Here is a 5,993-nt window from a genome sequence, read left to right as displayed (position 1 = left end):
AATGTAATTACATTGTTATTGCCGATCCATGGTTACAAGAATCACGCGAGATATCTAGTCGAGAGTGGACAAATTATCTGGAAGATATGGCCAGAAGATGGGGTTATAAATCTTTCAAGAGATATCGAATCTCGTTCTCAACTGTATTTTGATTTACAAATAAAAAATATAAACACTATTTCAGGTTCTGTTGCAAACTCAGACCATACCAGCAAGAATCCGCAACCTCTTCCACTTCTGAGCTTTCACGGATGAAGTTTTCCGGTCGCCACTTCCCCAAAGATATCATTCTGCAGGCTGTTCGCTGGTATATCACTTATCCTCTCAGCCTGCGTATGATTAAGGAAATTTTGACGGAGCGGGGTATCACAGTCGATCATACAACTATCAACCGCTGGGTGATCACGTATGCTCCTCAACTGGAAGCTCTGCATCGAAAGCAGAAGCCAGCCGTCAAAACCTCATGGCGTATGGATGAAACCTGCATAAAGGTCAAAGCTCGTGACTTCTACCTGTATCGCGCTGTCGATCAAGAAGGAAATACTGTTGATTTCCTTCTTACCAAAAAGCGAGATAAAAAAGCTGCCAAGGCCTTTTTCCGTAAGGCTATCCGCCAACATGGGCAACCAGAAAAAGTGAGTATTGATAAAAGCGGCAGCAATATATCTGCTCTCACTTCTATCAACACAACACTCAAGGATAAAGAACCAAAGATTACCATTTACCAAAGTAAATACCTGAACAACATTGTGGAGCAGGATCATCGATTTGTGAAAAGGATTACCCGCACTATGATGCAGTTCAAGGGTTTCTATTCTGCCAGGGCGACACTCGCTGGTATTGCGCTATCTCATATGCCGAGAAAAGGGGCCAATATTCAGATTCTGAGCCAACGAAGCCGTGGGAGTACTTTTACTCTTTGGCGGCATAATTGTGTCTGGAGAATATTGTCTTTTGGTTTATCTGAAAATTTGCAACAGAACCTACCGATTAGCTTTCCAGCCAAACATCTCTTGCCCAGTGCCAGATAGTGGGCCACTCCTCTTCTGTCATAGTTTCATCTACACGAGACCAGAACCGAACATTGCCATCCTGCTCAATGCAATACCAGCCATCCGGCGCTTCACAAATTGCAATCATTTCCCTGGGCATTCCCAGATCCCAAGCCAGCGCAGTCACCTCAGGCAGGTAAGTGTGTGACTGTTCATCAGTCACTGTTGCTGGCTCCATAGAACCGCAGATAACGTCACTGACCTCCTTGAGAAAAGTCTTATATTCATCCGGCAGGTGGATCAGAATCTGTTCCTGAACCACCACCAGATCATCGTCATCTGGCAAGTCCAGCGGCGCAGGAACATCTTCATTACGTTCCCGCAGCAGTTCGATGACGTCTTCCATTTTTTCAGCACCAGACCCAAGTCAATAAATAAAGGCGCTATTCTACCTTTAATTGCTCACCTTGGTATCAGCGTCATCCCGATAAAAGAAACTTGTACTCAAAATCTGGGAATTCCATTGCTCCTGGCCTTTGAACTGAACCAGAGCCTGGGTTTGCAGACGCTGCCTGCCAAGTTCATCTGGTAGAATAATGCCTGTCATTGCTATCACGGAAGGGGAAGTGCATCCAGCCATATTCAAGTTGAGAGCAATAGCATTACCGTTAATAACACCCTCTAATGGAGCGGGGTAACCAATACAGTCCGGAGTCACAGCAACGGCAGTGGTAAATACACCGGTAAAGTGCCCGGGCTGGGAATCGGTAATTTCAAGAGTGGAGCCATACTGGTTCTTCCAGCGGCCGGCTACATCAGAGGCCCATAGCTGGGCAGAGATGCTGACAAGAGCAAAACAAAGAAGGCGTACAACAAGCTTCATGGAGTTTTCCTGAGGACATCGGTTTTGATTTCTACAATGTAGTCAAAACCGAAAGTTCTTCAGGAAAGTTTTGCTTTTCTGTTCTTATCTACAAGCAGTTTTGCTTTTTCTGTTCTTATCTAAAAGCTTTACTGGCAGGCAGCGACGACTTCTTTGTAGGACAGGTTCCCACCAAATATATCCAGCGCACTGCCGATGGTGATATGAATTTTGTTTTTGCCGGCTTTGCGAACCCCGTCAATATGCTCGGGAGTGGCTATTCCACCAGCATAGGTAACAGGAATGGGGGAATGCTCTGCCAGCAGTTGAACCAGCTCGAGATCCGGGCCAGCCATCAACCCTTCTACAGAAGCTGCGTGTACCAAAAATTCATCACAGAAACTGGCTAGCTGTTGCAGGGTTTCTGATGAAATAACCGTGTCGGTAAAGTTCTGCCAGCGATCTGTGACAATATAATATTGCCCTTCTCTGGCCTTGCAGGATAAATCCAGAACCAGCCTTTCTCTTCCAGTGACAGCAACCAGTTTTTCCAGGTTTTCATAATGAATACGCCCATCCTTGAAAACATAGGATGTAACAATCACATGGGATGCACCCATCTCCAGATATTCGGCCGCGTTATCAGCGTTAATGCCACCACCAATCTGCAAACCACCGGGCCAGCCAGCCAGGGCTTCACGGGCAGCTTCTTCGTTGCCGGGGCCCAGTTTGATCACATGACCGCCACGAAGGTCGTCCTGCTGGTACAGATCTGCAAAGTAAGAGGCCTTATGATCACTTTCAAAGTTAACCTGAGCCGAGTTGTCAGCATCCGTGAGAGAGCTGCCGACAATCTGTTTTACCTTACCGTTATGAAGATCGATACAGGGTCGAAACTGCATTTTTATTCCTTTTTATCCCACACATCGGCATGTTGCCAGAAAGCAGCTATTGTCACAGATTATAAGCGTCCCTGCTCCCTTTTCCTGTAACCGCTATTTAGGTGGGGTAGATGCCAAGGGGAGAGTTGTCTTTTCCAACAGAGTTGTCTTTTCCAAAAAAGAAGTGGTTTTAGCAATACTGAAGATTGGAACCAAAAGAAAATACAGATATGAATGTCTGAATTATAAAATTTCAGATCATCTTATCATGAGCTTTGTTCTATCAGGAAAGGCCTGAACGAAGTCAGACCTTTCTCTCAGGCATTTACCCCATAACAATTCTGGCTTTATTTATAATCGCGCTGCAATCAAGACCTTCAGGCAGCATGCCGTAGGTATTACCGCTGTTGCCCTGTAAACGTCCGCGGCAGAAAGCTTCAGCACTGGTACTGCTGCCATGGCGAAGTAATAGAGAACCCTGCAATCCCAGAGCCAGCCCTTCTACCAGAGAGCGTGCCCGATACTCCCTATTATCGATCTTACTAAAAGATTGTTTGACGCGATTAAGATAACGGTCGTAGTCTTTGTCATTGCCACGAGCCAGCTCCAACTCCTGAACAAAAACATCTATAGCCCCCGGATCTTTCTGCATAACCCGCAGAACATCCAGACACTGAACATTGCCGGAGCCTTCCCAAATCGTATTGATAGGAGCTTCCCGATAGAAGCGGGGCATCAGGCTGTTTTCCATCACCGCAGAACCGCCGATCACTTCCATCGCTTCATAGGCATGCCCGGGCTGGCGTTTACATACCCAGTATTTGCCGACAGGTGTCGCCAGTCGTACGAAACTGGCTTCATCACTGTTGCCAGCCGTCATCTGATCAAGAGCTTCTGCAGCTCGGAATGCCATCAACGTTGAAGCTTCTGCTTCCAGCTCAAGATCAGCCAAAACATTTTGCATCAATGGTTGCTGATCAAGACGACGACCAAAGGCTGAACGATTGCTGGTATGGTGAACAATCTGGGTCATGTGCTGACGCATAGCAGCAGCGGAAGACACCAGGCAATCAAAGCGGGTCATCGCCACCATTTCCAGAATATTGGCGACACCACGCCCTTCATCACCAATCAGCCAGCCAAATGCTCCCCGCAGTTCTGTTTCACTGGAAGCGTTAGAAGCATTACCCATTTTGTCTTTCAGACGCAAAATCTGCAGTGGGTTCTTACTGCCATCCGGACGCCAGCGAGGCACCAGAAAACAGGACAAACCACCTTCAGCCTGTGCCAGCATCAGGAAGGCATCACACATGGGAGCAGATACAAAAAACTTGTGCCCTACCAGTTCGTACGCTTCACCACTACCACGCAGACCAATAGGGTAAGCACGGGTCGTATTTCTGCGAACATCACTTCCGCCCTGCTTTTCGGTCATAGCCATACCAATGGTGACGCTCTGTTTTTCGGTATGGGGAACATTGCGCGGGTCGTAGCCTCTGTTTTGAACTTTGGGAATCCACTCTGAGGCAATGCCACTGTCTTTCTGCAAAGTAGGAACAGAAGCAAATGTCATAGTAATCGGGCAACCATGACCGGCTTCTATCTGTGTTGAAAGATAACTGCCCGCTGCCCTTGCTACATGTGCACCAGCTTGCGGTTTTTCCCACGGAGAACCAGCCAACCCTTGCTGTTTGGAGGCTGTCATCAACTGATGATAAGACGGGTGAAAGTCAACCTGGTCTATACGGCGACCATAGCGATCATGAGTGTTAAATTCTGGTTTGTGGCGATTGGCATCTACACCCCACTGGATTCGCTCAGCACTGCCACAAAGGGCACCAAACTCCTGCAAGCTATCCAGTGCCCACTCAGCCTTTCCTCGGGTGACACACTCTGTCAGAACAGAGTCTTGAGTGAACATGTTGTAGTTTTCCAATACCGGCGGCATGTTCTCAACAACATGGGTGTTGGCGGCACATGCCTCGGCTTGGGGGTAGATACTATTATTCCGGGATGAATTCGAGTGTTCACTCATGGCAAAACTCCTGCACATTTTGAAAGAAGTGAATCACGGTTTCCCCCTATAAATAAATAGCCAAACCTGACAGTTTTTATGGCTCTAACGCAGGCTTTGGCGCTTTTAAGCGTCGCAGGCCAATCAGCCCGCCAGCTGCAAAGATTTGCAAACCTCCGTAAAGTAATAACGTGAGAAGCACAACATCTCCGATTGGGTCTTCCTGACCAATAATGGCGGGAAACAACAACACTTTTACCATTAACCCCAGGTTGATATTGCGCACAACCACTTCCATATCCACCGCTGTGGCATCACGATAAGACAGCTTTAATACGCCCCAGGAAATAAGCCAGCTAATGAGCGCCATTGCCAGAATAAATACGACAACAAGTGAAATATTATTTAAACCAAAGGCTTTTAAATCCAAACGACCAGACACAGAAGCACCAACAACAATCATCAACAAACCAAACAGGGAGATGCGCACACACCATTTTGAAAAGGTTGCCGCACTGTTTGGCAGAAAACGCAGATAAAGCATGCCAAGAGCCAACGGCAATAGCAGAACCAAGGCGATTTCTTTCATTATCTGAACTTTTGGCATAACAAAATCACCTGGCATATAACTGCTGACCAACAGTTCCAGAATCAGTGGCGCCGTGATCAAACAACCCAATGTTGTTACCGCAGTAATAGCGACAGAAAGGGCAATATTTCCCTGAGCAAAATGGGTGAAGATATTAGAGGTAGACCCACCAGGAATCGCCGCAATCAAAGCCAGACCAACAGCAATCCCACCAACAAGGCCAAAGATTGTAATAAAGGCTAAAGCAATCATTGGCACGATTATCAGCTGAATCCCTATGCCACTGGCAACAGCTTTGGGTTCAAGCAACAACTCTCGGAAATCCCTAAGCGTTAACGTAGCCCCCATTCCAATCATGGCTGTAACTAATTGAAAGACAGAGAACCAATATTCATGCTGAATATAGAATGCGCCCATAGGTCACCTTGTTATTATTTTTTATTAAACTTCAATAGGGCGGTGCTGAATTTTCTATCAACGCCTGTAAAAAGCTCGAATAAAGCAGGCTATACGTGCCAGTTTAACTTCACGAAACAGGCTAAACAACTTGCCCACACAAAAGAAATAAAAAGTAGGGTTTCAGGTATGTTGAATCCAGATACTTAATTCTAACCGTTTGGGTAACGTTTGCTATTTTGAGTACCCTTGGCATTCC

6 protein-coding genes and 1 pseudogene are annotated in these 5,993 nt (G+C 46.6%); 2 read left to right on the top strand and 5 right to left on the bottom strand.

What is annotated here, in order from left to right:
* Both QMA35_RS20630 and QMA35_RS20625 read left to right on the top strand, forming a co-directional pair.
* Positions 1-255: hypothetical protein (locus tag QMA35_RS20630; protein WP_281649033.1), on the top strand; the 255-nt coding region annotated here is incomplete at its 5' end.
* Positions 252-931, top strand: a pseudogene (locus tag QMA35_RS20625) (IS6 family transposase). The gene QMA35_RS20630 and the pseudogene QMA35_RS20625, both read left to right, overlap by 4 nt.
* Positions 932-990: 59 nt before the next feature.
* Here QMA35_RS20625 and QMA35_RS20620 read toward each other — a convergent pair.
* From QMA35_RS20620 to QMA35_RS20600, 5 genes are all read right to left on the bottom strand, one after another.
* Positions 991-1,398: an SMI1/KNR4 family protein gene (locus tag QMA35_RS20620; RefSeq protein WP_281649032.1), complete on the bottom strand. Its 408-nt coding sequence runs from the start codon at positions 1,396-1,398 to the stop codon at positions 991-993.
* A 48-nt stretch (positions 1,399-1,446) separates the two neighbouring features.
* Positions 1,447-1,875, bottom strand: coding sequence for an avidin/streptavidin family protein (locus QMA35_RS20615; RefSeq protein WP_281649031.1), 429 nt, complete (start codon positions 1,873-1,875; stop codon positions 1,447-1,449).
* 128 nt (positions 1,876-2,003) lie between these two features.
* Positions 2,004-2,756, bottom strand: a complete 753-nt coding sequence (gene hisA / locus QMA35_RS20610) for a phosphoribosylformimino-5-aminoimidazole carboxamide ribotide isomerase (protein ID WP_281649030.1) — start codon at positions 2,754-2,756, stop codon at positions 2,004-2,006.
* A gap of 304 nt (positions 2,757-3,060) precedes the next feature.
* Complete coding sequence (locus QMA35_RS20605; protein ID WP_281649029.1) at positions 3,061-4,770, bottom strand: acyl-CoA dehydrogenase family protein; 1,710 nt, start codon at positions 4,768-4,770, stop codon at positions 3,061-3,063.
* Between the two features lie 76 nt (positions 4,771-4,846).
* The gene (locus QMA35_RS20600; protein ID WP_281649028.1) at positions 4,847-5,755 is read right to left on the bottom strand and encodes a bile acid:sodium symporter; all 909 of its coding nucleotides are present in this window, start codon (positions 5,753-5,755) and stop codon (positions 4,847-4,849) included.
* Between the last annotated feature and the right edge of the window lie 238 nt (positions 5,756-5,993).

Source organism: Parendozoicomonas sp. Alg238-R29, from assembly GCF_947331445.1.
GTDB lineage: Bacteria > Pseudomonadota > Gammaproteobacteria > Pseudomonadales > Endozoicomonadaceae > Sansalvadorimonas.
The sequence above is the reverse complement of the archived record's forward strand: the minus strand, read 5'-3'. Positions and strand labels throughout refer to the sequence as shown.

Excerpts from the sequence above, each read along its gene's own strand:
- QMA35_RS20620 (WP_281649032.1), bottom strand. The coding sequence starts at position 1,398 with ATGGAAGACGTCATCGAACTGCTGCGGGAACGTAATGAAGATGTTCCT.
- QMA35_RS20600 (WP_281649028.1), bottom strand. The coding sequence starts at position 5,755 with ATGGGCGCATTCTATATTCAGCATGAATATTGGTTCTCTGTCTTTCAA.
- QMA35_RS20615 (WP_281649031.1), bottom strand. The coding sequence starts at position 1,875 with ATGAAGCTTGTTGTACGCCTTCTTTGTTTTGCTCTTGTCAGCATCTCT.
- QMA35_RS20605 (WP_281649029.1), bottom strand. The coding sequence starts at position 4,770 with ATGAGTGAACACTCGAATTCATCCCGGAATAATAGTATCTACCCCCAA.
- hisA (WP_281649030.1), bottom strand. The coding sequence starts at position 2,756 with ATGCAGTTTCGACCCTGTATCGATCTTCATAACGGTAAGGTAAAACAG.